Genomic DNA, 24,124 nt, shown 5'->3' on the forward strand with positions numbered 1-24,124 from the left:
AACAACACGCATTCTCCTCTATCGTTATTTCAATTCGGCTACGGTTACCCCGGTGCCTCCCTCGCTGTAATCTCCTGTACGATAGCTCTTTACGTTCTTATGCTTACGAAGATATTCTTGAATGCCGGTGCGCAGAATTCCCGTGCCCTTGCCATGAATAATGTACACCTGCCCAAGGTTACTGAGAAATGCTTCATCAATGAACCGGTCGGCTTCCATTAACGCTTCTTCCAGATTCGCACCTCTAAGATCCAGCTCAGTACGTGTCCGGTCGTCACGTGTCCTCTTAAGCGTTGTGACCGTGCGCTGCTGCACCGCTGCGGCAGGCGCCTGCTGAATCAGCTCCAGATCGTCCAGCGACACCTTCATCTTCATGATGCCGAGCTGAACCACAGCCTCTTTACCGGAAAGTTCAACCACATGCCCTCTCTGATTCAGGCTGTGTACCTTAACCTCATCGCCAGGTTCAATGGAGCGTGTCTGCTTGGCTGCCTTACGCACAGCGGCGGCCTTCTTGCGCTTCGCAGGTTCGGCTTCATCGAGCTGCTTACGGGCGGCGATCAGCTTATGCTCCTTGACCGAGGCCCCTTCCTCAAGCGCAAGCTTCCGCAGATCATCGATAATCTTCTCAGCTTCACTTCTAGCCTTGTCAATGATTGTCCGGGCATCTTCCTCCGCCTTCTCGATGCGCCGGTCCCGCTGCTGCTCCAGCTTCTCAAGCTCTTCTTCGTGGCGGCTGCGAAGCGCCTCCATCTCCTTGCGGAGCCTCTCGGCCTTCTCACGCTCCTGTTCGGCGGTAAGCCGGTTCTCTTCCAATGAAGCAATCATATGCTCCACGCGAAGATCCTCTTCCTTGACTTCGCCACGTGCGAATTCCAGGATGCCCGAAGGCAGTCCGAGGCGCTCCGCGATGGCAAACGCATTGCTTCGCCCTGGAACCCCTATCAGCAGGCGGTATGTGGGGCTTAGCGTATTCACATCAAACTCCATGCTTGCATTGATGACTCCCTTGCGCTCATAGGCATAGGCCTTGAGTTCGCTGTAGTGGGTGGTGGCGACCATACGGCATCCAAGAGCATGAATATGCTCCAGGATGGCCACTGCCAACGCGGAACCTTCGGCAGGGTCTGTTCCGGCTCCCACCTCGTCCAGAAGCACCAAGCTTTTAGGTGTCATTTTACGAAGAATCGAAATAATATTGGTCATATGGCTGGAGAACGTACTCAGATTCTGTTCGATGCTCTGTTCATCGCCGATATCCGCGTAAATGGCATCGAACACACACAGCTGGCTCCCATCTTCAGCTGGGACAAATAAGCCGGACATCGCCATCAGGCTGAGCAGACCGATCGTCTTCAGGGTTACCGTTTTCCCCCCTGTATTGGGACCTGTCACAATAATGGAGGAGTACTGATTGCCAAGCTCCACTTCGATAGGAACCACTTTATCCATCGCAATCAATGGATGACGGCCTTTCTTCAGCTTCATAAAGCCGCGGTCATTCATCATCGGAAGTGTGCCTTTAACTTCACGGGCAAGGCGGGCTTTGGCAAAAATAAAATCGAGCTGGCCCAGCACATCACAGTCGTACTCCAGGAGTTCTGTCTGCTCGCCTACAAGAGCGGTCAGCTTCTGAAGAATCACTTCGATCTCCCACTCTTCACGCAGCCGCGTCTCCCGCAGCTTGTTGTTCATAGCCACGATGGACTCCGGCTCTATGAACAAGGTAGCCCCGGAGCCGGATTGGTCATGCACAATCCCGCCGAAATGAGCGCGGTATTCCGCCTTAACCGGAATAACAAATCGGTCTCCCCGGATCGTAATCAGCTGATCCTGAAGCATTTTGGATACCGACGTGGAACGGATCATGGCATCCAGCTTCTCCCGGATTCTGACCTCGCCCCCACGAAGCTCCCGCCGGATCTGAGCCAGCTCCGGACTCGCCGAATCCATCACTTCGGCGCTCTCATTAATGCACAGCTTGATTGCATTCTCGAGCGGCTTCTGTTCGCTGAGCTCAGTGCATAAATTGTACAAGAGAGGCACTTCGTCCTCCTCGTGGATGGCCAGGATGTATCGTTTCAGACGTCGTGCCCCATAAAGCGTGGTAGAGATCCCCAGCAGCTCATGCGGATTTAAGGTTCCGCCAATACGGGCACGCTTAACCGGCATCGTAATGTCGACAATTCCACCAAAAGGAGGTGCTCCCTTCAGCCGGTCTATCTTGAAGGCTTCATCTGTAGCCTGCAGAAGCTGCTTAACATCTTCAAGCCGGGTGACCGGTCTCAGCTTGCCGGCACGCTCCTTCCCAAGCTGGGTTTGGGCAAAGCCCGTCAATTTATCTATAATTTTCTGATATTCTAGGGTATGCAGAATTTTCTCGTCCAAGGACGTTCACAACTCCTCTCGGGTATGCATATATTATAAACGATCTGCTGCGCTTAACGCCATTTCATACGCCGGTTCAAGTGTAGCCCAGACACATAAACTTAAACTTGCGTGTATATCCTAAAGCCGGAGATTAAGACTGATTCTTAGGAAGGAGGCTCATTTTCACATGCGTTTCTTGGGACATCTCATCCGTTTTATTGTATCCGCCTTGGTATTAATGTTTGTAGGCTGGCTGGTTCCGAACTTTACGGTAGGCGGATTTGGAAGCGCGCTGCTGCTGGCTGTAGCCATTGCCTTGATCGGATGGGTCATTGAACTCGTGGTTGGAACCAAGGTTACCCCTTTTGGACGCGGCATCGTTGGCTTCCTTACCAGCGCGCTTGTCATCTGGCTTGCGCAGTTCATTATTCCGCACGTCTCGGTAACCATTATTGGCGCTTTGCTCGCAGCTCTGGTTATCGGCATTATTGACCTGTTCACCCCGCTGGCAACGCCATTCAATGACTCACGCCGGGCTTAAGCCCCTGCATTCATCAAAGGAGGCCCTCAGTTCATAACTGGGGCCTCCTTTTGGTCGTTGACCTTCACTGGTCTGCAGGCTCATACAGTACAACTTTATTCTTCCCCGAGCGTTTAGCCTGATATAAGGCATCATCCGTGTTGCGGAACAAAGTCTCCTTGCCCGAACCAGGCCTATAGCTGCACAGGCCAATACTTACAGTAACAGGATGCGCCCGGCTATGCGTTAACGGCAGGTCCTCAATCGCCTTGCGGATCTGCTCGGCTTCCTCTGCCGCTTGCCTTGCGGATGTGTCGGTAAAAATCACCGCAAACTCCTCCCCGCCATAACGGGCTGCAAAATTATTCGGGCTCAGAAGCTCAGTTATACATCCCGCCACATCCTTCAGAACCACATCTCCAACCCAATGGCCATACGTGTCGTTGACCTTTTTGAAATTATCTATGTCCAAGAGGGCCAGATGAAGCGGCACACCGTTCGTATCGCAGTGCAGAATCAGATTCTCCAAGTACTCATGAAAGGTTTTATGGTTATACAAGCCGGTCAAAGCATCCATCTTGAGCAGCTTGTCTGAGATTGCCTTCTCGACAATCAGCTTCTGTTCGGATTTCACGAGAGACTCCATGCTGCTTCGCAGCTCCTGGGAGCGCTCCAGGATCGCACGTCCGACTAATACCCCGAGCACTATATAAATGACAGCGATGCCAAAACCTAACCAATCTATCCTTGGGTTATAAGAATGGGCAGATAAATAGGTCAAACCGAGAAACACAATACTGGAAAGGCCCGATATATACAGGACCGCACGGCTGAAGTGTACCAAAGCAAGCAGTACGGGCAGAATGAGAATAATTTCTGCTCCATTCACAAACGGAAACAGAACGTAGAATCCAAGATAGCTTATTACAAGTCCGGAGACGAGCACGAGATTATGCGCATATTTATAATTAAATCTTAACCATACTTCTGTGCCGGCAAGGAACAGGACAATTAAGAAATCGGATACAAGATAAGGCAGGTCAAATGTGGATACATAGGTCTCAGGGGAGAAGAAAGCATGTCCGGAACTGGGCAGTAAGCATTGGGCAGTCAGTAATACCAGGAACGAAGCCCAATATCCATTCATCAATCTTCGGTTCCAGGACAATCTGACTCTGTGCTGTGTACGACCACTGATGAGAATCCCCTACTTTGATGTGTTTTGAAAAAATTATATCTCTTAATCCTCCGCCATGTCCAGCTTACTAATTTTTTGAGTCAAACTGTACCAAATGAAAGCTCCGGCAGGCACATCCGAAGTTCACGAATCCTTCAAACCCTAACTGTCCGTCTAGTGCCGATTTGTATTATGATATTGTAATAGAATATTGCTAAGAAAAGGGGATAATGATGAAAAAGACTATTGCACTTGTGCTCTCATCGGTGCTGCTTGTAATACTCTCCGCCTGCGGTGCTGCAAAGGACAGCAGTAGCTCGCAAGGGGAGACCAATGTAACTCCAAAAGCGGAGCTTGTGATTAAAGCCACAAATTATAAGTTCGATCAACAGGTCTACCATTTGAAGAAAGATGTTCCGGTTAAGATTGTATTCGAGAATGAATCTGGAAATCACGGTGTTCTGATTCCTAAGCTGAATCTTCAGCTGGACAGTGAGCATAAATCCGCTGTGGTTACTCCCAAGGAGACGGGTGAATTTGAAATAGCCTGCTCCGTTATGTGCGGAACCGGTCACAGTCAAATGATTTCCAAGATTGTGGTAGAATAACAGCTCTGAGCTTCATTCTTTATTAATGAAGGGGTCGTCACAAAAGCAAGTAAGCTTACAGCAGAGTGAATGGCTTTTTTGCAAAAAAGTAAGCAAAGCGCCGGTCAAGGGAGTATCCTTGGGCTGGCGCTTTGCTAATTAAGGCGTAGTTTTCTTCCCCGCCAAGCCGGTCGGCCTGTGCCACAATCGTTTTTCGAATGGCCCCTTTCTTACATTCTCACGGGGTAGATGGCAGCGCTAAGGTGGTTGTTCTGCTTTCGGTCAGACGCCATTTCTGCCGAGCGGAACCAGGGACAACCTCTCTAAGCTCCAGCGCCGTTCCCTCTTCGGAGACTTCCAAAGCTTTGCCGTTATATGCGGAGAGTATCGTTACCGTTCCATCGGCGTTCTCTGATTTAGTCCAGCGCTGGTTGTCAAATCCAAGGTAGTTATACAGCTGAATCCGGTTCTGTCCAGTATCGAGATCCAGAGCTCTGTTCTCCAAGTTTCTGATGGTATAAGTTCCATCACCTACAGGCACAAAAACCCATACCTGATTTGCAGAATTAGCATCATCATCCATAACAGTTACGGGCGCACCGTTAGTTGAACTTCCATAGTATAGGGATTTGCCTGAGTTCTCATTCTTGATATGCAACTTAGCGAGACCTGCCTCGGATGTATGAGTCGCCATGACATTCTGGTAATAAGCCTGCCCTCCAAACACATTGACCCCGAAATGTCCCTCGGCGAATGTCCCATCCTTCAAGTCTATAACCCGTTCCCCATCAAGATCGATCTGAAGATGAGGACCATCTGCTACGATCTTCACATGATACCTTCTCTCACTCTGAATAAACCGGCTCACTTTGGCAAGCACCTGGCGTTCCTCAAACCGGCCTTCTACTTTATAAAACAATCGGATAGATTTCATATTTGGATCTAAATTAAAGTAATATCCGCTATTCCCATCCGCACTGGCCCGGAATAGGATTGACCCTGCCCCGCCGTTCTTGGCCAGCTTCATGTCCGCTTCATAAGTGAAGTTTCCTGCTCTCTCGGCTGCCATATAATTGGCATCACTGGTATAGCTGCCGCGAATCCCCTCAGGTGTTAATGTCCACAGCGAAGAGGAAGGCTGCGGCTTCCATCCAGTAAGATTCGTCTTGAACTCTCCGCTGCTTACGGTAATACGGGAGATCCCAGTAATCGCTTGGCTTGAAGCGGCCGTAATTGCAGCTTCTCCCGCTGCGACTGCCCGGATTACAGCAGTTTCATTATCTGAAGAAATAATCTGTATCACATTCGGGTTACTTGACTTCCAGGTGAGCGGCTCTTTCACTCCCTTGGATTTCTCTAAACTGGCAAATAAAGTTGTGGTTTGTCCGCTTGTCAGTTCCATTTCTGGACGGTCCATTATAACCCTAGGAGCAGATGATTCGGTAACCCTCCAGATATTATCCAGCGAATGCACCTTCAGAGAGATGACCTTCACAGCACCGCCCTTCGTAAAAAAACTCATTCCCCTTCGTGCCGAATCCGGCAGAATGACATCAGAGATTACAACTTCTCCATCCTTGCCGAAGACTTCTACCGAGGATTCATCCACGAATATACGCATGTTCACCTGATTACCAGATGGGGCAAGCGGTGCTTCATGAAACGTGGTGAACAGATTAGAGAAATCCGTTGCTCCTGATGCTGACCGGTCTACATACATCTTTTGCTTCTCTTGGTTATAACCAACTACAGTACGTTGATCTCCACCTGTTCGTAGATTAAATCCGAACTCTGAGGCAGCATCCTGTTCGGGCAGCTGGATGACGGCCTCGATTTCATAAGCGCCTGAGCCCACGCCTTCAAGCAGGTTCTCCTGTGCTTCTGTAACTATACGATTCTTGACGGTGGCAAGAGGCTTACGGAGCGGAGTTAATTCGGCTATTGGCGTCTGAACCAGCCGAATTCCCGAGTCCGTTGATTTCAATGATAGTTCTCTTGGGATCGTTAATTCCCCTTTCCAAGGAGTCGTAGGGAAGCTGAATGGATAATCCCAGTTCGTCATCCAGGCCATCATGATCCTGCGTCCTCCAGGAGCATCCGAGAAAGACATCGAAGCGTAAAATTCTTTGCCCCAATCTACTTTTAATACCTTCCCGGCAGGATTGTCATTCTTAAACTTTCCGTCCGCCGTAAGATCGCCAATAAAATACTCCGCATCCGAGCCGCCCGTCTTTGGATTCGCTCCTGTGCTGATCATCAATACCCACTTGCGGGCTCCATTCCCATCCAGCGGAAGCTGAAAAAGGTCAGGGCATTCCCAAACTCCGCCGCGGACATACTCTCCATAACCGAAGCTGTCCGTGAAGGTCCAGTCGATTAGATTGTTGGAGGTGAAGAATCGAATGTGATCCCCACCGGATACAACCATGATCCAACGATTATTGGCCTCATCACGTACAACTTTCGGATCCCGGAAATCCCATCCACCCGGGTCGGCACCATTCTTGCCGGGATTCTGAATAACAATGGGGTGTTCCTTCGAATAAGCCCATGTTCGGCCAGCATCTGTACTATAGGCCAAGCCGATCTTCTGGTTCCCGTTCTGCATGTCAGGTGTATAAGAAGTATAGTAAGCAACCAAGCCTTTTCCGCCTGTGTTAGTGAACAGTCCAGAGGCATTGGTTAGATCCGCAACAGCAGATCCAGACCAAACATGGCCTAGATCATTCCAGGCCAGAGCAATCGGGAGCCTTTTCCAATGAATCATATCTTTGCTAACTGCATGGGCCCATTGCCCGCCATCCTGGTGAAACAAGTGGTATTCTCCTTCATAATATACCAGGCCATTGGGATCACTTGCCGATCCCCTTGCTGGGGAATAATGATACTGCGGGCGGTATCTCTCGGTATAATAATCAGTCGCCTGCGTCAGATAGACGTCTTGAAAATAAGCGGTGCCTTGATTAACAATCATTCCAGAATTACCGTCCGTATAGCTCTTATCTCTAATATCAATTGCTGCGGGTGTATAGCCGTCCATAAATATCTGTATATGATCGCCCGAGGCATTAACCTCAAGATGATGCTTGCTGCCACGCTCTCCAGGATACAGGCGTGCAGACTTGCTAACGATCGTGCCATTAGCCTTCATTAAGAGAACTTGGATCTGGTCTCCCTGACCCGCAATAGAAGCTACATATCCTGTTGACCCATCCTTATTCGCTCTGAATAATAGCCCTGCGTTGGTATTTGAAGATCCAGCATGAAGCGTGACATCTCCCTCCATCTCAAAATCATTTGCCGTGGTGCCATAGACCTTAACCGCCTTTTCCCGGCTCTGGGCTGTTGCTTTGTATCCCTTTAAATGTGGCAGCCACTCCCCATGTGTCAAGATCTCATTATTCAGGTTGGTGTGCAGGTCACTGACCTGAATATTCTGAAATAATGCGGAGCCATTCCGCACATGCAGTCCCAGAAAGCCTGTGGAATAAGCCTTATCCTTAACATCAATAATTGGTTTATAATTCGCCCCCCAATATACCTTCAGATTAGATTCTTCCGCTTTGACTTTTAGATGATAAATCTCTCCTTGCTTCAGTTCGACTTTACGTTCTTCGTTTAGCCTTCCAGCTCCCTCATTTGTGTCTCGCAATCTGAGCAGTCCGGCACTTGGAACAATTTGCAGCATATAGGACGATTGTCCATCATTATTGGAGCGAAAAAGCAAGCTGGCATCCGCCTTTACGTCTTTGACCATCACATCGGCTTCATAAATGAAATCCTCTGATTTCGTGGCAGAGATAGCCATCACGTTCTCATCGGAATTAGAAGTTAACAGAATTCCCTCAGGGCTATCGCTCATCCTCCCCGCTCCCGCAACGTGCCAATCTGCAAGATTCGTATTTGTATTGGTTACGCTTACAATAGATTGTTTAGCCATGGGTACCCCCTTCTTTAACGGCTCTGCTTCAGCATAAGCGTTAACAGGAATTATGATGGAGATGATCATTATTGCGGATAACAGTGGTTTCAATGCTGAATAAGCCTGTTGTTTCATAATTTATCCCTCTCCCCGCTTAACAAACATGAATATCGCTATTAAAACTTTGCCATGAAAACTTGCAGCTGCATCAGCCAGAATATTGTCACATACGAATCACCTCCTTGCCCTGTCGAATTGAAGAAGTTTAAAACATAACTCATTTAAGACGATGTATTCAGTTGCCATTTAATTAACATTTAGTTTTCATTAACGTTTACATTTTTAATTACAAAAGTAAACAAATAGTGTTCAATGTTGAAGTATACGCTTACATTATAGTGGTGTCAATCACTTTTGAATTCAAATGGGATAGCCACTAGACAGCGCATGAGTATAGATATGTCGAAATCTATGGACAATTTTGTGTTACTATATTGACTAGCAGCTGATAAAAAAGCACAAACTGCTTTTATTAAAGGAGTAAATCATATGGCAGAGAAAGTAACCATTCAGGATATCGCTAATGCCCTTGGACTATCCCGAAATACGGTATCCAAAGCGCTTAATAACCACCCTCAAATTCCAGAGCAAACGAGGGATAAAATCATTCAAAAAGCGGCAGACCTTAAATACAAAAACTACTCCAAACTAAAAATGGGAAATATCGCTCTGCTAACCAGGGGGGATATCAATACGATCAGCTTTTACTCCGAGACGATTCGGGGGATTGAAACAAGTCTGAGTGCAAATGGCTACAATTTGATTCTGACTCTGGTGAAACCAGAGGATATCCGGTCAGGCACCCTGCCAGCCAACATACATCAGTCAAATCTTGACGGGATCATCAGCGTTGAAATTTTTGATAAACCTTACATGCAGAAAGTACTGAATACTGGTATCCCTACGGTTTTTATTGATTCACTGCCCAATTCCGTATTCGAACTCCACAAATATGATGTCATTATGGTGGAAAATGAATTGTCAACTTATCAGCTTACCCAATTATTGATAGAGCACGGCCATCAGAATATCGGTTTTATTGGAGACGCAGCTCATTGCAGAAGCTTTTATGAACGCTGGCTTGGCTTCACTCGCGCCCTGTCCCATAGCGGTTTAGGCGACTGTAGTCAATTCAGTATCCAGCTTGAAGATACAAATCCTTATTTGTCCGTTGATTGGATGACCTCACAAATTAAAGCTTTGAATCAGCTGCCTACGGCCTTTGTATGTGCAAACGACGATATTGCCATCAGTGTAATCCGTTCTCTTAAAAGTCTTGGGTATAACATTCCTGCTGACATTGAAGTTACAGGTTTTGACGATATTCCAAATTCCGCAATTATTGAACCAGCCCTAACTACTGTCCATACCTACCCTTATGAATTGGGTAAACGTGTTGTCGAGTCTCTATTGAACAGAATTGACCAGCCCGATCGGCATAACGAAACAGTATATCTGGAGACAAGCCTGGTATGGCGAGAATCTACAAAGTAACTTTCGAAGAACACAGCAAAGCGCCAGCCCAGGGATAACCCCTTGAACTGGCGCATTGCCTACTTTTTTGCAAAAAAACGTCCATTCTGCTGTAAGATGACTTGCTTTTGAGACGACTTCGTTTATATGCTGATACTAAAATGGCAGACAAGGAATAGCCATTCGACTGCGCATTTCCATTCCCATGTTCGGATGTCCTCGAACTGGGCTTTAGGCATAATCAATTGTCTCATGATGTGTCCTTTATATTACACTTTCATATCTGGAAGGAATTGCTCACCGGGCAGCCTTCTATGTCTGGTCCTGTTCAATCAGCTCGATCCATTCATTGTATTCCGCCTGGAGCTTGGCATACTCATCCTTCAGTCTTCCATGCTCCTCCTGAATCGCCTGCATACGTTCACGCTCCATCTCGCGTTCTGTGCTGAGCAGTCTGTATTCATGAGAGATCAGTTCAAACTGTCCGCCGATTTCCTCGAGTTGAGCGGCAAGTGCGTCCTTCTCCTGAGTCAATTTCGACTTCTCTTCTGTGACAACGTTTAATGAATCTCCTGCCGCGGCACACTGCTGCTGCCAATCTTCAAGCTGCTGCTGCAGCACGGATTCCGCTTCACGGAGCGCATTATAGCTTTCCTCAGCACTTTCACAGCGGATCTGCCATTCAAGCTCACGATTCTCCGCTTCCTCCAGAGCTTTCTTCGCGTTCTGAACCTGCTCCCGGCTCTCCCGAAGGCTCATCTGAAGTTCCTCAAGCTGCTTCTTCAGCTGCGCCGCTTCCTCTTGAAGAGCCTGTTGTTCCTCTTCCGATTCCAACTCCCGCTGAATCAGACTCTCATGGGCCTCTTCCAGCTCATGATACTTCTTATGCAGCCCGTCAAGCTCATCTTGAAGCTGCTGCCGGTCTTTACCATGCTTATCAAGCTGGTCCTTCAACGACTCAACTTCATCTTGGGAAACCTTGAGTCCCTGCTCCAAAGCCTCATTATGCTCGGCAGCCTCCAGCAGCTCAATTTCAAGCCGGTTGATCTGCTCATGCCGCTTCTCGGCAAGCTTACGCAAAGCTTCAGCTTCCTCCATAGTCTTGGCTGAATCCGCTTGCAGCTTGTCTTCGCGCACTTTGGCCGCTTGAAGCGACTGCTGCAGCCCGTTCAGCTTGATCTGGACAGCCTTTGAAGCTTCAAGCGATTCGTTAAGCTGCTTCTCAAGATGGGCATTCTGCTCCTTGGTCCGCTTCGACTCCGCAGTCAGCTGCTCTTCCCGGCGGAGTGATTGTTTATGCTGCTCATTCAGCTTGGAAAGATTCTCACGTTCCTTGCCCAGATTGAGCTCCGCGGTTTTGAGCTTCTCTTCCAAAGTGCTGTTGTTCCCGCGCTCTTCACGGAGCTGCTTCTCTAACTCCTGAATGCGTGACGCCTGTTTGCTCATTTCGCTCTCTTGAACCTTTAAGGCATCACCCGCAGTCTTCAATGATTCCTCCAGACTTGTCTTCTCCACCTGGAGACGGCTGAAGGATTCCTGAAGTGTGCCCAGCTTAATCTGCTGTTCACTATACTGGGTTCCTTGATCATCAAGCTTCTGTTCAAGCATTCTCTTCTGCTCGGTCAAGGCTGCAAGCTCTCTCTCCAAGGCTTCCAGCTTATGGACTTCCTCTGCCATATGTACGGCCGCTAGAACAGCGATTCGGGGAATATCCAAATAGGCGTGCGCTCTGGCGATCGCATGCATACGATCATTAACTTGACGGGCCACCTGCTTCATATAATCAGCACTGCTGCCAACAATTTTATAAGAAGTTCCGTAAATCTCCACGGTAACACTGGTTCTGTCGGGTTTAGTCAAAGCGAGTTACCTCCTTCAATTCTTATGCCTGATCCTGTTGTATGAATTGTACAAAAGTCACATGAAATCTTCATGTAATGGGGAATGAATCAACATAGTTACTCTTCAACTCAATCCATTATACAAGATTCGATGTGACTTCTGTAATTTCCTTCTATTTTCTAAGTTCTGCGGCAAAAGTTTGTTCAAGGACTTCCAGAACACGATCATGAACCGTGGTAATGTCCTCTTCGGTCAGGGTACGCTCCTTGTGAAGGTACACCATGGAAATAGCCACACTCTTCTTGTTGTGACCAAGCTTGCTACCTGTGAACACGTCAAAGACTTGAACAGACGCCAGTAGTTCTCCGGCAGCCGATTGAATTGCCTTGATCAGAGCGCCTGCTTCAACATCAGCATCCACCACGACAGCGATATCCCTTTCCACGGAAGGGAATCTAGGCAGCTCCCGGTATTCAATCGTGCTGTCTGAGTACTGATACAGCGGAGCTAGAAGCAGTTCGGCCACGTAAGTATCATCCAGATCCTTCTGGCGCTGCACATCAGGGTGCAGCTGTCCGATGACACCTATGCGGATCTTCTCCCCACCGGCCTCTAGATAGATAGAAGCCGAACGGCCCGGATGGAAGCCGCTTGGCCGGTCCGCCACGTAAGCAACCTTCTCTTTGAGTCCTAGATATTCAGTCACACTCTCAACCGCACCCTTGAGATCAAAAAAGTCTACCTTGTCAGCAGTGATATTCCACTGCTTCTCCTGACGGAGACCAGTTAACAAGAAACCGAGCACCGGAAGCTCTTTAGGCTGTCTGGTTAACTGCTCTTCCTCGGTCCAGAACACACTTCCGATCTCAAATACAGCAAGATTATCCTGTTTGCGGTTACGATTATAAGCGGCGATATCCATCAGCTGCGGCAAAGTGCTCGTGCGGAGAATGCTGCGGTCTTCGCTCATCGGCATCGCCAGCTTCACTCCCCGGCTGCCTCCTGAAAGATCCGGAAACAGCCCGATGGACGACTCATGGGTGAAGGAATAGCTGATGACTTCCTGCCAGCCGCCATGAGTAAGCAAATTCCGCAAGCTCCGGCGAAGGAATTGTTCCTTCGTATAGGTCCCCGGTGTCGTCGGTCCTTCAATTGCCGTGGTAGGAATATTGGCGTACCCATGAAGACGGGCAACCTCTTCAATCAAATCCACATCACGGGTAATATCTCCTCTACGTGTTGGCACCAGAACTTCAATTTCACCGCTTCGCTCGGCACTTTCGAAATTCAGCCGATTGAAGATGGTCTTCACTTCAAGCATAGAAATGTCTGTTCCCAGATATCCGTTCAGCTTGTTCAGCGATAGCACAATTCTTATCTCTTCTGAAGTGCGGACAACAGACTCGACAATTCCTTGGTGTACTGTTCCACCGGCGTATACTGCAATCAGTGACGCGGCGCGGTTAAGCGCTGGGATGACGCGGCTTGGGTCCACTTCTTTCTCAAACCGCAGGGATGCTTCGGAACGAAGTCCCAATTGACGTGAAGTCTTACGCACCGACCCGCCATCGAAATGAGCAGACTCTAGTACAATGTTCACGGTTGCATCTGTAACCTCGGAATTCAATCCGCCCATTACACCGGCAAGGCCAACAGGTTTGTCTTCCCCGTCCGTAATAAGCAGGGCTCCAGCCTCAAGCTTGCGCTTCTGCCCATCTAGCGTTACCAGCGTCTCTCCTTGAACTGCCTGGCGTACGCCGATCGAGCCTCCAGCGATTTGATCCGCATCAAAAGCATGCAGCGGCTGGCCGTATTCCATCATGACATAGTTCGTAATATCTACAATGTTATTAATCGGGCGAACTCCAGCTGCAGCAAGACGGTTCTGCATCCACTGAGGGGATGGCCCAATCTTCACGTTGGAAAAATATCGTACCGCATAGTGGTGGCACAAATCAGGTGCCTCCACATGGACCTGAATATGGCTGCTGGCCGGCTCCGCCACTTCAATCAGCTTCTTCTCCGGCTCAGGAATCTTCACTTCCCGTCCAAGGATCGCTCCAACCTCGTAAGCAGCCCCTAGCATGCTGAGACAATCAGAACGGTTCGGCGTGAGATCGAAATCAAGAATCTCATCATCCAATCCGAGAACGCCGTTGATCGGAACACCGATCTCCGTGTCTTCCGGCAGAACAAGAATCCCTTCCTGCTGCTCCTTGGGAACAAATTTCTCATTCAAGCCGAGCTCTTTCGCAGAGCAGATCATACCTTGGGAAGCCACACCGCGCAGCTTGGCTTTCTTGATTTCAAGACCGCCTGGAAGCTTGGCGCCCACCAGTGCGACAGGAACCTTTTGACCGACATCAACATTCTTCGCCCCGCAGACAATCTGCAGATCTTCTCCTTGTCCCGCATCGATCACACACACATTAAGCTTATCCGCATCCGGATGTTTCTCTTTGCTCTTCACATACCCGACAACAACCAGGCTTACCCCTGGGCTTCTCTTCTCTACGGAATCAATCTCAATCCCCGAGCGGGTAATCTGCTCAGCCAATTCCTCCGCTACCACATTCTCCAAAGATATATAGTCAGACAACCATTCGGTTGATACTTTCATGAATATGTCCCTTCCCTTCGCTAATTAATATCGAGCAAACTGCTGCAGGAACCGCAGATCATTGCTGTAGAAATGACGAATATCATCAATGCCGTATTTCAGAATCGCAATGCGCTCCACGCCCATGCCGAATGCAAAGCCCGTATACTCCTCCGGATCGTAACCGCCCATCTCAAGCACTCTTGGGTGAACCATACCACAGCCCAGAATTTCCAGCCAGCCTGTCTGTTTGCACATCCGGCAGCCTGAACCACCACACTTCACGCAGGTGACATCCACTTCCGCACTTGGCTCAGTGAACGGGAAGAAGCTTGGACGAAGGCGGATTTGCGTGTTGGGGCCAAACATCTCCCGGGTGAACTGGAGCAGGGTCCCTTTCAGGTCGCTCATGCGAATTCCCTTGCCGATTACCAGTCCTTCAATTTGGTTGAATTGGAACGAGTGTGTCGCGTCGTCATCGTCGCGGCGGTATACCTTGCCCGGGCAAATGACTTTGACCGGCACTTCACCCTTCATCGCTTCCATAGTCCGAACCTGAACCGGGGAAGTCTGGGTCCGCATCAGGATGTCCTCCGTGATGTAGAAGGAATCCTGCATATCCCGCGCCGGATGGTTCTTCGGCAGGTTGAGAGCTTCGAAGTTGTAATAGTCCGTCTCCACCTCCGGTCCCTCCGCAATGCGGTAACCCAGACCGATGAAGATATCCTCGATCTCTTGAATTACTTTATTCAGCGGATGAACACCGCCTTGGCGAAGCGGACGTCCAGGCAGAGTAACATCCACTTTCTCGGAGGCTAACTTCAGCTCCGTCTCTTTCTCCTGGAAATGCTGCTGCTTGCGCTCGATAACTTCCTCAATTGCAGCCCGTACCACATTGCCCACCTGGCCAATTACTGGACGCTCCTCCGCGCTTAGAGAACCCATGCCCCGAAGTATTTCGGTTAATGCTCCTTTCTTGCCTAGATACTTCACCCGCAGATCATTCAGCTGCACCGCATCCGCAACATTCTTCAACTGCTCTAACGCTTCAGCTTTCAACGATTCCAAACGTTCTTTCATGTATGACCCTCCTTCGATATTTACACCCACGTATCCATTCTCATGTATCCTAAGGCGTATTCGCACCTGTATAGGACAACAAAAAAAGGCCTTCTCTCCCGTAAGGGACGAAAAGACCGTGGTACCACCCTTGTTAGATCCATAACCTCACCCTGTTAAGCCATTATGGCTTACAGATATGAAGATATTTCACTCACTCTTTCGAAATAACGGTTCGTCGGCCGGCAGCCTCTAATGTGTGAACCCTAAGGTTCCGGTTCAAGGCGCTGCTCCGGAGCGAACTTCAGACAGCCTGATTCTGTAGGAACGCTCTCAATCTGCGGCGCTCCCTCCCTGTATAGAGGCACTGCTTACTCTTCTCCATCATCGCATTTTCATGTCATGCATCATGGACCTTAGGCTAAGAACAAGCCGATCCATATGTTATGTTCAATATTATATGCAAAAGATGAGCATATTGGCAAGTCGTATCTTCCCTGTATGCTTTGGTTTCCCACAAGGGTATGTTATGGTTAATGATATTTACAGAAAAAGGAGCCCACAGCTATGAATGGAACAGAACGCAAGAACATTATTCCGGGACGGACCGTGGACATCGTACTCAAGAAAGATCAGCGCACCGGACAGCTTACCCGGGGTGTTGTGAAGGACATTCTTACCAACTCCCCTACCCATCCGCATGGAATCAAAGTCCGCTTGGAAGACGGTCAGGTAGGCAGAGTTAAGACAGTGCATGTGTAGCCCCAAAAGGTGATAGCAGCGGACAAATCTTAACATTACGAGCGTTGGATTTAAAAGAGGGCGGTTGAATTCAAGAAGTCTGAGAGCAACAACGACCTTAAAGAAGATTTCACCTATCTGCCTTACGTGTAAATCATTAATTCAACTTATAGCTAAAACAACAAAGCAGAGCTCCATTCGGAAGCTCTGCTTTTGTTCTTTGAAGCTCTATTCTGTTTATCTCTTGCCCGGATCGTACGGCTGTCCAAGGGCTGATGGTGCGGAGGAACGCCCTACCGCAGCAACGAGCACGATGATGGTCAGCACATATGGAAGCATATAAATGAATTCCATCGGAATGTGGCTCGACCAGGAGAACAGCGTAACATAACTGCGGATCGCTTGAGAGAAGCCGAAGAACGCAGCCGCTCCAAACGCTCCAATTGGATTCCATTTCCCGAAGATCATCGCAGCGATCGCGATAAAACCTTGACCAGAAATGGTATTATGCGCAAAAGTACTGGTTGTTGTCAAAGTAACTGTGGCTCCCCCAAGGGCAGCCAGCGCACCACTGATCATCACGCCGATATAGCGCATCCGGCGGACGTTGATCCCTACGGTATCTGCGGCACTTGGGTGCTCACCAACAGAACGAAGACGAAGCCCAAATGGGGTTTTGTAAAGCACATAATAAGCCACGAATACCAGAATAATGGCTAAATATGTGGTTGGGTAGTTATTGAACAACCCTTCTCCGATAATTGGAATCTGAGACAGACCAGGGATCGGATATTTGCTTACAACCTTCAGTAGCGGAGTCTCCCCGTTGCCGTTGAAGATCAACTTAACGAGATACAGTGTACTACCGGCCGCAAGAAAGTTAATTACTATCCCGCTGATAATCTGGTCTGCCTTGAAAGTAATCGAAGCCAAAGCATGAATGAGTGAGGCGATAACCCCGGTGATAATAGCTGCGATCAAGCCCACCCAAGGAGCACCTGCCCCCATGCCAGCTTGGTCCGCATAATAAGTTGCGATCGCTGCTGAGAAGGCCCCGAAGGTCATTAGACCCTCAATACCGATATTGGTTACCCCTGAACGCTCTGAGAAGATGCCGCCCAAGGCTGCAAAAATAAGCGCCGTTGAAAATACAAGCGTTGTATTTACAAGTTGGCCTAATGTAGTTACCCAATCCATTTACAACACCTTCTCTTTCTTGCGTTTGGAGTAAAGAGGTTTAAGCACCCAGCGTACGATGCCTTGTGCGGCAATAAAGAAGATGATGGAACCTATTACGATACGGATCAATTCCGGCGGCACTCCTGCGCCGAAGCTCATTCCAGCAGATCCATAGGTCAGTATCCCGAACAAAGAGCCTCCAAGCAGAATACCAAACGGATGATTCATACCGATCAGAGCAACCGCAATTCCGTCAAAGCCAATCCCCGGTGAGCCTGACATAATCGACTGATAGTGGAACACGCCCAGTACTTGAACGGCTCCAGCCAGACCCGCGAAAATACCACTGATAAACATAGCCTTTACTACGTTACGGCCAACGTTCATACCTGCGTAATCAGCCGCATTCGGGTTATGACCAACTGCACGCAGTTCGTAACCCTGCTTGCTCTTCCACATGAAATAGTAGAAGAACACAGAAGCCAGTACGGCAAGCAGCATCCCCCAGTGCATACGGGCATCATTGAAGAAGTTAACCAGACTTGGGATAGAGATAGAAGCCGTGGATTGAATCTCCTCGGAGTGGTCCATTCCTTCTGGAAGCATAAATGCATTTACAATGTAGTTCCCCAAATACAAAGCCGTCCAGTTCAGCATGATGGTGGTGATAACCTCGTTCACACCCCGCTTCGCTTTCAGATATCCGGCAATTGCCGCCCATAAGCCGCCGCACAGGGCACCAGCAATAAGTGCAAGCGGAGCATGGATGATTGAAGGAAGCCCTGTTACCTTTACACCCACAAAAGTTGCAGCCGTCATGCCGACAATAAATTGTCCTTCCCCACCGATATTAAATAAACCGGCACGGAATGCGAAAGCCACAGCAAGCCCCGTTAGAATGAGTGGTGTAATTTCACGCAGCGTCTCCCCGAAATCATACAAATTCCCAAATACCTGCTCGAACAGGGACTGATAAGCAAGCAGCGGATCATAACCGCCCACAAGCATAATAATTGCCCCAACGATCAGACCAAACACAATGGCAACCAGAGGAATAACGATGCTTCCAGTAAACATCTTGTACAATTTACTCATGTGCCTTACCTCCTGCTGTGCTGCCCGCCATCATAAGACCAAGCTCCTGGTCATTGGTGGATTCCGGGTACACTTCGCCGACGATCTTCCCTTCGTAAATAACCACAATGCGGTCCGAAACGTTCATGATCTCGTCCAGTTCAAAAGAAATCAAAAGCACGGCCTTACCTTGATCCCGCTGGGCAATCAATTGGCGCTGTACGAATTCAATCGCTCCGACATCGAGTCCGCGTGTTGGCTGTGCGGCAATCAGCAGGTCCGGGTTCTTATCTATTTCCCGGGCTATAATTGCTTTCTGCTGGTTACCACCTGACAAGGATCTTGCAAGTGTGTCCATACTCGGCGTACGAACGTCAAATTGCTCAATCAGGCGTGAAGCCTGCTTTCCAATGGCGTCATAATTCAAGAAGCCCTTCTTGTTATAAGGTTCTTTGTAATAAGTCTCCAGAACCAGATTCTCCTTCATAGAGAAGTCAAGAACAAGCCCGTGTTTATGACGGTCCTCCGGTATATGGGAAACACCACTTTCAATAACCTTTCTTGGCGACTGGTTCGTGATGTCTTTATCCAAAATTTTGATGGTCCCACTGTCCACCTTGCGAAGGCCTGTGATCGCTTCGATCAATTCACTTTGACCGTTTCCATCTACTCCAGCCACACCCAGAATCTCACCTGCTCTGAGGTTCAGGCTGAGTCCATTAAGAACAGGAACTCCATCCTTGCTCTTGGCTGAAATATTGTCAATCGTAAGCACATTCTCTTTAGGCTCAGCAGGCTTCTTCTCAACTTTAAAGGTTACATTTCTTCCGACCATCTTCTCCGCCAATTCCTGCGGACTTGACTCGGAGGTCTTCACCGTATCAATAACCTTGCCCCGTCTGATGATGGTAACCACATTAGAAATCTGCATAATTTCTTTAAGCTTATGTGTAATCAAAATGATGGATTTGCCTTCATTCACCAGCCGGCGCATGATCTCCATGAGTTCGGAAATTTCTTGGGGTGTCAGAACCGCAGTAGGTTCGTCGAAAATAAGAATGTCCGCACCACGGTACAACGTCTTAAGAATCTCAACACGCTGCTGCATACCCACGGAGATATCGTGAATCTTGGCATGTGGATTTACTTTAAGTCCATATTGTTCCGAGAGAGCTTTAATTTTGGCTGCTGCTGTCTTATAGTCCAGATTCAATCCCTTGCGAGGTTCCATTCCCAAAATGATATTTTCAGTGACGGTAAACGGTTCCACAAGCTTGAAATGCTGATGCACCATCCCGATCCCAAGATCGATGGCTTTGTTTGGATTATCAATAAGCACAGGCTGACCATTCATTTCAATACTGCCTTCATCTGGTTGGTACAACCCGAACACAATGTTCATCAGGGTAGATTTACCGGCACCATTCTCACCTAATAATGCATGAATTTCACCTTTGTTAAGCTTTAAACTGATGGAGTCATTAGCTACGATACCGGGAAACCGTTTGGTAATTCCCTTAAGCTCCAGAACAGGAGTCGCTGCTGACATGAGATCACCCTTCTCATAAAGATAGTCTGGACAGGACTTTGAAATACCTTGTTTAACAAGTGAACAAGGCTAGTTAAATAACCAGCCTTGCTCTATAAATATAGCCTATATTACGTTTAAGCGAAACTCGAAAATTGTGGATAGCGCAATTAGCAAATCTTACTTCTCAGGAACTTTGATTTCTCCGCTGATAATTTTTGCTTTGTACTCGTCAACAATTTTAAGCACGTCAGCAGGAACTGTTTTGCTGGAAGTATCAGCGATACCTACACCGTTGTCCTTCAGGGTAAGAGTTTCATGACCACCTTTAAAGGTACCGTCAATTACTTCTTGGCTCACACGTTTTACAGCTTCGTCAACCCGCTTAACCATGGAAGTCAGAGTTACGTCCGGGAATTCGATGGATTGGTCTTTGTCCACACCGATTACCCATACTTTCTGACCGCTCTTCGCACGTCCAAGGGCTTCGTTAAATACGCCTGTACCTGTACCACCGGCAGCTTGGAAAATGATATCCGCGCCATCGTTGTACAGAGTTGCAGCCGCAGTCTTACCAAGATCCGGCTTGTCAAATGCGCCAGTGAAGTTATTGGTTACAACTGCGTTTGGATTAACCGCTTTAACACCGGCCGCAAAACCAGCAGCGAAACGCTCGATTACCGGAAGCTTAACGCCGCCGACAAATCCGATTTTATTAGTTTTTGTCATTTTACCAGCTACTACACCAACCAGGAAGCTACCTTCATGCTCAGCAAAAGTTACGGATTTAACGTTAGGCTGATCTACTTCCGCATCGATAATCGCAAGCTTTGCATCTTTATTTTGTTTAGCTACGCTGCCAACAGCATCAGCCAAGCTCATCCCGATACCCCAAGTCAAAGCATATTTGCCTTTAACGAATTTATTCAGGTTTGTATTGTAGTCGTCAGCTTTAGTACTTTGAAGATACTCTACAGCTACCCCTTTTTCAGCTTTCATCTGCTGCAGACCTTCCCAAGCAGATTGGTTAAACGATTTGTCGTTTACCCCGCCCACATCGGTAACCATACCGATTTTGACCTCGGATTTGCCACCTTCAGTACCCGCGTTGCCGTTTGATTCACTTTTTTTGTTGCCGCATCCTGCAAGCACTACAGTAAGAGCCAGCAGCATGACCATCGACAATTTAAAAGTCTTTTTCATGTTTATAATCCCCCTTAGAAATGTAAAGCATGGTCTGTCGACCAAATTATACAATTAAAACGAAATTAAATCCACACATTAATGAACGAAGGTCAATAAATTTACGGATTTGACATAATGTTAGCGTTTCATCCTTGAAATCTGACTTGCTATGTTCGTTTAATGCGTGTATTCCACCTCTTCTGCTCAGTTTTACTAAATATAGTATCTCCATAAATCGGAGAAAAACAACACTTTTTCGACATAAAAAAAAGGCCCTTCCTAAAGGAAGAACCTGGTCGTTTGTGTATGGAGCGGGTGATGGGAATCGAACCCACGCTATTAGCTTGGAAGGCTAAAGTTCTACCATTGAACTACACCCGCAAAATGATCATGGTCGGGACGACACGATTTGAACATGCGACCCCCTGGTCCCAAACCAGGTGCTCTACCAAGCTGAGCTACGTCCCGTCATCTTGCATTACATTTCGTAAAGACAAAAATAAATATATCATCTTACGGTTAATTTTGCAACTGTTTTTTACAATTTACATAAAATCAATTCAAACAGGCCAAGCAAGATTTACTTTCTTGGCCCTTTTTCTTTATCCGGCTGATCTGCTCAGGAAGCGCTTCTCGATCTCCGCTGCTGCCGTAGGCTTGCTAAATAAATACCCTTGCCCATCGTGACACCGCTGCTGCTTCAGAAATTCCAGCTGCTCCTGGTTCTCCACGCCCTCAGCCGTCACCTTCAGCTTGAGGTGATGTGCCATGGAAGTGATTGTGGACACAATCGCCGCATCATTGTTGTCCTCCATAACTTCCTTAACAAAGGACCGGTCAATCTTTAGGCGGTCGATAGGCAGGCTTTTTAAATAATGAAGCGAGCTATACCCTGTACCAAAATCATCAATACTGATATGTACTCCAAGCTCCTTCAAGCGCTGAAGCTGCTCAAACGCCGCTTCCTTATCAAAGGTCATACTTTCTGTTATTTCGAGCTCCAGATATTCGGGAGCAAGTCCAATCTCCTCAAGCATCATGCCAATATGCTCAGACAAATGAGATTGGCGGAACTGTCTCATGGAGAGATTCACCGAGATGCAGATTGGTTCATACCCTTGAAGCTGCCACTTCTTATTCTGTCTGCAAGCCGTCTGAAGAACCCAGTCTCCGAGCGGCACGATCAGTCCACTCTCCTCAGCCAGCGGGATAAATTCAGCTGGCGAGATCACCCCGCGGACCGGATGATTCCAACGAACAAGGGCTTCCAAACCAACAATCTTGCCGGTGTCCAAATGAATCTGCGGCTGAAACTCGAGGTAGAACTCCTGCCTTTCAATTCCTTTGCGCAAATCGTTCTCCAGCTTGAAACGCGACTGGGCATGGAGCTGCATGAACGGGGTATACCGGCTGAATTCTATGCCCTGTTCCTTAGCATTATGCACGGCCATATCCGCATTCTGAAGAAGCTGGTCCGCAGAGCTGCCGTCATCCGGAAATACAGCCAGTCCCAAGCTTACGGACACATGATATTCCGAATTATCAATAAGAAGCGAAGACTCCATAGACACAAGCAGCTGGTCCATTCGATCTTGAATATCCTCAATGCTGGAAGCTCCGCCAACAATCAGAGCGAACTCATCCTCTCCCATACGGAACACCTCCTCGGATGAGGTGCAGAGCCGACTGAGTCTCTCACCCATTAAACATAGGAGCCGATCCCCAGCAGAATAACCGAGTGAGTCATTGATCGCTTTAAACCGGTTAATATTCACGACAATCACTGCAGCGGGAATCCCAGTGCCGGAGGCCCTCTCGATTTGGTTCTGGAGGGTTATTTTCAATTTGTGGCGGTTTGGAAGTCCAGTTAAATCATCATAGAAAGCCAGATGTTTGATCTTCGCCTCAGCTGCCTGCTGGTAGCGCAGGGGTTCCTCAACAGTGAGCTTATACACCCCTTTAAGTACAAAGTAGTAAGCCATCATCATGAAGGCTTCCCCGGTCAAATGCTGTATTCCTAGCACCTCCGGCTCAGCCAGGAATATCAAATAATGCCCCATCATCATAAAAATTAATGCAGTAATTACTGATAATACCGAAACCGAACGTTCAACTCTGTTCTTGTACAGAATAGCAGTAAATGAAGCGGCATAAGCAATCATGATGCCCACACTCACAAACATCATCCACGGATTAGATGGCGAAGCGGGCAGCAGCTCAGGAAGCTTGTCCTGGAAAGAAAACACAACATAAAGGCCCCCGGCCAGTACAATTGCCGAAAGGGCGGCCGTTAGAAATTTATGTTTGCGTGAGACTTCTTCGTCATTCCCGCTGAAGATAATAAGTATACCAACAGCGCTGAGTCCATGGGAAATCAGCGTGAGCCAGACCAACGTATTCAATTGCAAACCCATGTCCTTCAAAAAGTCCATATTGCCATAGGCAGGCATTCTAAGCAGACTGATTAGACCAAGGGCCCCGAATAGCACCGAACTATACAGCCTGATTCTGGACAGCCTGTCCGTAAACAGCATCCAGCCTTGAATAAAGATCGCGAAGCAGAACGCCCCCGCAAAGAATAGGGCAATAACGTGAAGATTCCCGAACCATTCGTAAGTTTCCCTGCTGTATACTGAAGCTGGAATCATTCCTGCCCAGACCAAGATGACAAAGCCTATCAACCACTGGTATATTGTCATCTTCTCTGCTGTTCTGATCCGCATTGCTATTCCGACCCCCAGATGTAGAATCTATGTTTCTCATAAATTCCACATCTTTCGCGGTTATCCTTCTTTTTTGGCAAAAAAA

15 protein-coding genes and 2 tRNA genes are annotated in these 24,124 nt (G+C 48.1%); 4 read left to right on the top strand and 13 right to left on the bottom strand.

Annotated elements, in window-relative coordinates; all coding sequences use genetic code 11:
* Positions 1–24: 24 nt before the first annotated feature.
* Entirely contained in the window at positions 25–2,388 is a 2,364-nt protein-coding gene (locus KJS63_RS13805; RefSeq protein ID WP_213619669.1) for an endonuclease MutS2, read from the bottom strand.
* 169 nt (positions 2,389–2,557) lie between these two features.
* Here KJS63_RS13805 and KJS63_RS13810 point away from each other — a divergent pair, with 169 nt between their 5' ends.
* Entirely contained in the window at positions 2,558–2,911 is a 354-nt protein-coding gene (locus KJS63_RS13810; RefSeq protein WP_213619670.1) for a phage holin family protein, read from the top strand.
* 64 nt (positions 2,912–2,975) lie between these two features.
* Here the strand turns inward: KJS63_RS13810 and KJS63_RS13815 are convergent, their stop codons facing one another.
* A complete protein-coding gene (locus KJS63_RS13815; RefSeq protein ID WP_213619671.1) occupies positions 2,976–4,037 on the bottom strand; it encodes a GGDEF domain-containing protein in 1,062 nt (353 codons plus the stop codon).
* A 263-nt stretch (positions 4,038–4,300) separates the two neighbouring features.
* Here KJS63_RS13815 and KJS63_RS13820 point away from each other — a divergent pair, with 263 nt between their 5' ends.
* Positions 4,301–4,675 (top strand): cupredoxin domain-containing protein, encoded by a 375-nt coding sequence (locus tag KJS63_RS13820; RefSeq protein ID WP_213619672.1) that lies wholly within the window; start codon positions 4,301–4,303, stop codon positions 4,673–4,675.
* Positions 4,676–4,892: 217 nt separating this feature from the next.
* Here the strand turns inward: KJS63_RS13820 and KJS63_RS13825 are convergent, their stop codons facing one another.
* The gene (locus KJS63_RS13825) at positions 4,893–8,594 is read right to left on the bottom strand and encodes a GH32 C-terminal domain-containing protein (RefSeq protein WP_213619673.1); all 3,702 of its coding nucleotides are present in this window, start codon (positions 8,592–8,594) and stop codon (positions 4,893–4,895) included.
* Positions 8,595–9,125: 531 nt separating this feature from the next.
* Here KJS63_RS13825 and KJS63_RS13830 point away from each other — a divergent pair.
* Entirely contained in the window at positions 9,126–10,130 is a 1,005-nt protein-coding gene (locus tag KJS63_RS13830; protein WP_213619674.1) for a LacI family DNA-binding transcriptional regulator, read from the top strand.
* A gap of 291 nt (positions 10,131–10,421) precedes the next feature.
* Here the strand turns inward: KJS63_RS13830 and zapA are convergent, their stop codons facing one another.
* The 3 genes from zapA to pheS form a co-directional block, all read right to left on the bottom strand.
* Positions 10,422–11,969: a cell division protein ZapA gene (gene zapA, locus KJS63_RS13835; RefSeq protein WP_213619675.1), complete on the bottom strand. Its 1,548-nt coding sequence runs from the start codon at positions 11,967–11,969 to the stop codon at positions 10,422–10,424.
* 154 nt (positions 11,970–12,123) lie between these two features.
* Entirely contained in the window at positions 12,124–14,571 is a 2,448-nt protein-coding gene (pheT, locus tag KJS63_RS13840) for a phenylalanine--tRNA ligase subunit beta (RefSeq protein WP_213619676.1), read from the bottom strand.
* 24 nt (positions 14,572–14,595) lie between these two features.
* Positions 14,596–15,630, bottom strand: a complete 1,035-nt coding sequence (gene pheS / locus KJS63_RS13845) for a phenylalanine--tRNA ligase subunit alpha (RefSeq protein WP_213619677.1) — start codon at positions 15,628–15,630, stop codon at positions 14,596–14,598.
* 546 nt (positions 15,631–16,176) lie between these two features.
* Here pheS and KJS63_RS13850 point away from each other — a divergent pair.
* Positions 16,177–16,371, top strand: coding sequence for a YwbE family protein (locus tag KJS63_RS13850; protein WP_068615605.1), 195 nt, complete (start codon positions 16,177–16,179; stop codon positions 16,369–16,371).
* Between the two features lie 216 nt (positions 16,372–16,587).
* Here KJS63_RS13850 and KJS63_RS13855 read toward each other — a convergent pair whose 3' ends face one another.
* The 7 genes from KJS63_RS13855 to KJS63_RS13885 all read right to left on the bottom strand — a co-directional run bounded on the left by KJS63_RS13855 (position 16,588) and on the right by KJS63_RS13885 (position 24,039).
* Positions 16,588–17,547 carry an ABC transporter permease gene (locus KJS63_RS13855; RefSeq protein ID WP_213619678.1) on the bottom strand — a complete coding sequence of 320 codons (960 nt, stop codon included), beginning with the start codon at positions 17,545–17,547 and terminating at the stop codon, positions 16,588–16,590.
* Entirely contained in the window at positions 17,548–18,624 is a 1,077-nt protein-coding gene (locus KJS63_RS13860; protein ID WP_213619679.1) for an ABC transporter permease, read from the bottom strand.
* The gene (locus KJS63_RS13865; protein WP_213619680.1) at positions 18,617–20,152 is read right to left on the bottom strand and encodes an ABC transporter ATP-binding protein; all 1,536 of its coding nucleotides are present in this window, start codon (positions 20,150–20,152) and stop codon (positions 18,617–18,619) included. Before KJS63_RS13865 ends, KJS63_RS13860 begins: the two co-directional genes overlap by 8 nt.
* 159 nt (positions 20,153–20,311) lie before the next feature.
* Positions 20,312–21,334 carry a BMP family lipoprotein gene (locus tag KJS63_RS13870; RefSeq protein WP_213619681.1) on the bottom strand — a complete coding sequence of 341 codons (1,023 nt, stop codon included), beginning with the start codon at positions 21,332–21,334 and terminating at the stop codon, positions 20,312–20,314.
* A 289-nt stretch (positions 21,335–21,623) separates the two neighbouring features.
* Positions 21,624–21,697 (bottom strand) — tRNA-Gly (locus KJS63_RS13875).
* 10 nt (positions 21,698–21,707) lie between these two features.
* A tRNA-Pro gene (locus tag KJS63_RS13880) sits at positions 21,708–21,784 on the bottom strand.
* Between the two features lie 134 nt (positions 21,785–21,918).
* Complete coding sequence (locus tag KJS63_RS13885; protein ID WP_213619682.1) at positions 21,919–24,039, bottom strand: putative bifunctional diguanylate cyclase/phosphodiesterase; 2,121 nt, start codon at positions 24,037–24,039, stop codon at positions 21,919–21,921.
* Positions 24,040–24,124: the final 85 nt, after the last annotated feature.

It is taken from the genome of Paenibacillus sp. J22TS3, from assembly GCF_018403205.1.
Classification (GTDB): Bacteria; Bacillota; Bacilli; order Paenibacillales; family Paenibacillaceae; genus Fontibacillus; species Fontibacillus tuaregi.

Coding starts and splice junctions, on each gene's coding strand:
- KJS63_RS13810 (WP_213619670.1), top strand. CDS start 2,558: ATGCGTTTCTTGGGACATCTCATCCGTTTTATTGTATCCGCCTTGGTA.
- KJS63_RS13870 (WP_213619681.1), bottom strand. CDS start 21,334: ATGAAAAAGACTTTTAAATTGTCGATGGTCATGCTGCTGGCTCTTACT.
- KJS63_RS13855 (WP_213619678.1), bottom strand. CDS start 17,547: ATGGATTGGGTAACTACATTAGGCCAACTTGTAAATACAACGCTTGTA.
- KJS63_RS13815 (WP_213619671.1), bottom strand. CDS start 4,037: ATGAATGGATATTGGGCTTCGTTCCTGGTATTACTGACTGCCCAATGC.
- KJS63_RS13865 (WP_213619680.1), bottom strand. CDS start 20,152: ATGTCAGCAGCGACTCCTGTTCTGGAGCTTAAGGGAATTACCAAACGG.
- KJS63_RS13830 (WP_213619674.1), top strand. CDS start 9,126: ATGGCAGAGAAAGTAACCATTCAGGATATCGCTAATGCCCTTGGACTA.
- KJS63_RS13860 (WP_213619679.1), bottom strand. CDS start 18,624: ATGAGTAAATTGTACAAGATGTTTACTGGAAGCATCGTTATTCCTCTG.
- pheS (WP_213619677.1), bottom strand. CDS start 15,630: ATGAAAGAACGTTTGGAATCGTTGAAAGCTGAAGCGTTAGAGCAGTTG.
- KJS63_RS13885 (WP_213619682.1), bottom strand. CDS start 24,039: ATGCGGATCAGAACAGCAGAGAAGATGACAATATACCAGTGGTTGATA.
- KJS63_RS13850 (WP_068615605.1), top strand. CDS start 16,177: ATGAATGGAACAGAACGCAAGAACATTATTCCGGGACGGACCGTGGAC.
- KJS63_RS13825 (WP_213619673.1), bottom strand. CDS start 8,594: ATGGCTAAACAATCTATTGTAAGCGTAACCAATACAAATACGAATCTT.
- KJS63_RS13820 (WP_213619672.1), top strand. CDS start 4,301: ATGAAAAAGACTATTGCACTTGTGCTCTCATCGGTGCTGCTTGTAATA.
- pheT (WP_213619676.1), bottom strand. CDS start 14,571: ATGAAAGTATCAACCGAATGGTTGTCTGACTATATATCTTTGGAGAAT.